Below are 2,283 nucleotides of genomic sequence, written 5' to 3'. Positions count from 1 at the left end.
TGCGCCAAATCTTCTGCCAGGTCTGTGTTGCCACATTGCCACCTACTGTTTTAATCTTTGAGAGCCACTCTGACCACAAGATATAGTTAAAGGAGTTATCGTAAATTATATACAATAACTCCTTTTGAGGTTGGTCTTAGCTTTCTATTTCATCAACTAACTTTTTTAACTTTTTAGATTCATATAGTTTTCTCAGATTAGTCTCTGAACTTGGTATCTCATAGGCATTGTGAACAATTCTATTCATTATGGAATCTGCTTGAGTTCCGCCACCCATACGTTCATGCCATTCATCGATAGGAAATTGCCCAACAAAGATAGTAGGGTTTACACCGCTTCTTTGCTCCAAAAGTTCATAAAGCATCTTGGCATCCTTCTCAGGAAGCTTATAATTAAGCCACTCATCAATGATTAGCAGATGATAGTTACCAATTCTTTTCCTGTATTTCGTTAATTCTCTAAAGAAGATATTAGAAATCAAAAAATTATATCTGAACTAGATACGATCATTAAGGAGATAGATTACAAGTCTGAAAAAGCAATCGAGGCATATAAACAGATTATGGATGCTGATTTTAGCGAACTAGCTAGATTACGCTTAACAGTTGTTGAGATTGGAACGTATACTTGGAGAAAAAAAGCATATTTAAAAGAAAAAATAAAGGATGGTGAAATATATCCGAATTTGTATTATACGCCAAAGGACTATATTAGTAGATTCTTCATTTCGTTAAAGGGAGAACAAAAGATATATATAAAAGTATTATCAGCATTTCAGGAATGTAATCATATGAGATGTAATACGGCAAATTTAACAAATCATATTTATGATATTATTCATAGAATTCAGATATTCATTTCAACTAATTATGAGTATGCAAATTTTTATGAAAAAAAAGAAATAGTTGCTTTGTTATCATTTTTACAACAATCTTTTATTTAGTAACGTGAACAATCGGTGTAAGACCAAACAAAAAAACAGACTTCATATATCCTAAATCTGTCCTTTTGTTTGGGCTTCAGACCGATTTTCATCAGAGTGAACTAAGTCGCGTCTGGGGGGCTGTGGAATTTCAATCTGCCACCATCTATACAAATCTTATCATTGTTTCCGGCTAAAAGACATCAGTCATTCTCAAATACAGTCTTTATTCCACGCAAAATAAGCCTTCGTGTAAAGGCTTGTCTATCGATATGAGATTCATTTATTCAACAAAGCATATATCTGCCGTCCAAGCGAAAAGTGATGAGAGGTTCACCACATTTGGAACATTTGCAAATGTCATGGTTGTAAAGAATCTTGATTTTTTCAGCAGTTGTCTTACCTCTGAGCCTGGAAAGATACTGCTCGCATCCAAGAAGATTCCTGCATAGAGTCATTTTCTGTGCTTTGCATCTGCAGGCAAGTAACCCATAGTAGCGTATTCTTACAAATCCTTTAGGAAGTATGTGCAGAAGAAAGCGAGACACAAACTTTTCTCCTGAAATAGTCATAGGCCTGTACTTGCCATCTACACGGTAGTCCTTTGCCGCGAAGGTTACATTCTCAGAATCTATACTTAGAATTCGACTGTTGCTTATAGCAATTCTGTGAGTATATTTACCCAGGTATTTAAAGACTTCCTGTGCTCCTTTGAATGTTCGCTTGGAATAAACAACCCAATCCATGGCGTAGAGCTTATCAAGTAGACTTTTGAACTCATAGGTATTCCTTAGCTTTTCAGCTCCACCGGTATAAGATAGCTTCTTGGACTCATAAAGGTATTTAAGTTCTTCTAGATAGTATCTTTTGAAGACAGCTGACATAACCTTAACTGGCAAGAAGAATTTATTTCCTTTGTCCTTCCAATGATTCTTGGCATCAAGTCCACCACCCAGAACTATCGTATGAATATGCGGATGATAATTAAGCTTGGATCCCCATGTGTGAAGAATACAGATGTAGCCTATCTTTGCGCCAAAATGTTTGGTATCTTTGGAAAGCTCGGACAGAGTCTTATTAGTTGCATGGTAGAGTGCATCATAAAGAAGCTTCTGATTTGAGTAGATCAAAGGATACAAAAGCCCCGGCACAGTAAATACAGTATGGAAGTACGGCGCATCCAATACGTCTTCACGCCTTAAGTCTATCCACTCATCAACTTCCATTGCCTGGCACATGGGGCAGTGCCTGTTCTTACAGGAGTTGTAATGTATAAACTTTGAATGACAGGATTCACACTCACTTACATGCGCACCCATTTCTGCAGTGCGGCAGGATCTTATACACTGGATTGCTCTGAA

3 protein-coding genes are annotated in these 2,283 nt (G+C 36.9%); 1 reads left to right on the top strand and 2 read right to left on the bottom strand.

All coding sequences use genetic code 11. From position 1 onward, the window contains the following. Positions 1 to 136 precede the first annotated feature (136 nt). Positions 137 to 481 (bottom strand): ATP-binding protein, encoded by a 345-nt coding sequence (locus K6G87_RS08245; protein ID WP_296835742.1) that lies wholly within the window; start codon positions 479 to 481, stop codon positions 137 to 139. 81 nt (positions 482 to 562) lie between these two features. Here K6G87_RS08245 and K6G87_RS08240 point away from each other — a divergent pair, with 81 nt between their 5' ends. Next, a complete protein-coding gene (locus K6G87_RS08240) occupies positions 563 to 943 on the top strand; it encodes a hypothetical protein (protein WP_296835740.1) in 381 nt (126 codons plus the stop codon). 266 nt (positions 944 to 1,209) lie between these two features. Here K6G87_RS08240 and K6G87_RS08235 read toward each other — a convergent pair. Beyond that, a partial coding sequence (locus tag K6G87_RS08235; protein ID WP_296835739.1) for an IS91 family transposase occupies positions 1,210 to 2,283 on the bottom strand: 1,074 nt, incomplete at its 5' end.

The organism is Butyrivibrio sp., assembly GCF_024699075.1.
Note: the sequence above shows the minus strand (reverse complement) of the source record. Positions and strands in the feature narration are given on the sequence as shown.